General features: G+C 74.3%; 1 pseudogene. It reads left to right on the top strand.

Annotated elements, in window-relative coordinates:
* A pseudogene (locus Ari01nite_RS41870) lies at positions 1–561 on the top strand (hypothetical protein); the annotation flags it as partial.
* Positions 562–619 lie beyond the last annotated feature (58 nt).

Raw genomic sequence — 619 nt, 5'->3', positions numbered from 1 at the left:
GCCCCGGTAGCCACCGCTCTGCGGACGGTCGCCCCGGTAGCCGCCGCCCTGCGGACGGTCACTCCGGTAGCCGCCGCCCTGCGGACGGTCGCCACCACGGAACCCGCCGCCCTGCGGACGGTCACCCCGGTAGCCGCCGCCCTGCGGACGATCACCCCGGTAGCCGCCGCCCTGCGGACGGTCACCACCTCGGAACCCGCCACGGTCACCGCCCTGGTAACCACCACGGTCGCCCCGGTCACCGCCGCGGAAGCCGCCACCGGGCCGGTCGCCCCGGTCGGATCCACCGCGGTCGTCGCGGCCGCGGAACCCGCCGCGGTCGCGGTCACCACCACGGAATCCACCGCGGTCGCCGCCACGGTCGTCGCGGTGGCCGCCACGCTCGACGGAGGATCGACCACCGCGGCCCGAGTCACCTTCCCGGCCGCGGCCGGCCCGGCGCTCGTCGTCGTCGCGGTTGCGGGAGCCGCCGTCGTCGTGCGGTCCTGTAGTCACGGATCAATCCTTCCAATACGGCGGGCCCGAGTTCGACGGGCTTGCCCAGACACACAAAGCTACTAGGGGGGTGACCCATAAAAGCAATCGAGGGCCGACCCCTTACGGGGTGGCCCTCGACCGT

Origin of the sequence: Paractinoplanes rishiriensis, assembly GCF_016862375.1 — a bacterium.
GTDB classification, from domain to species: Bacteria; Actinomycetota; Actinomycetes; order Mycobacteriales; family Micromonosporaceae; genus Actinoplanes; species Actinoplanes rishiriensis.
This window is presented reverse-complemented; position numbering and strand designations above follow the sequence as displayed.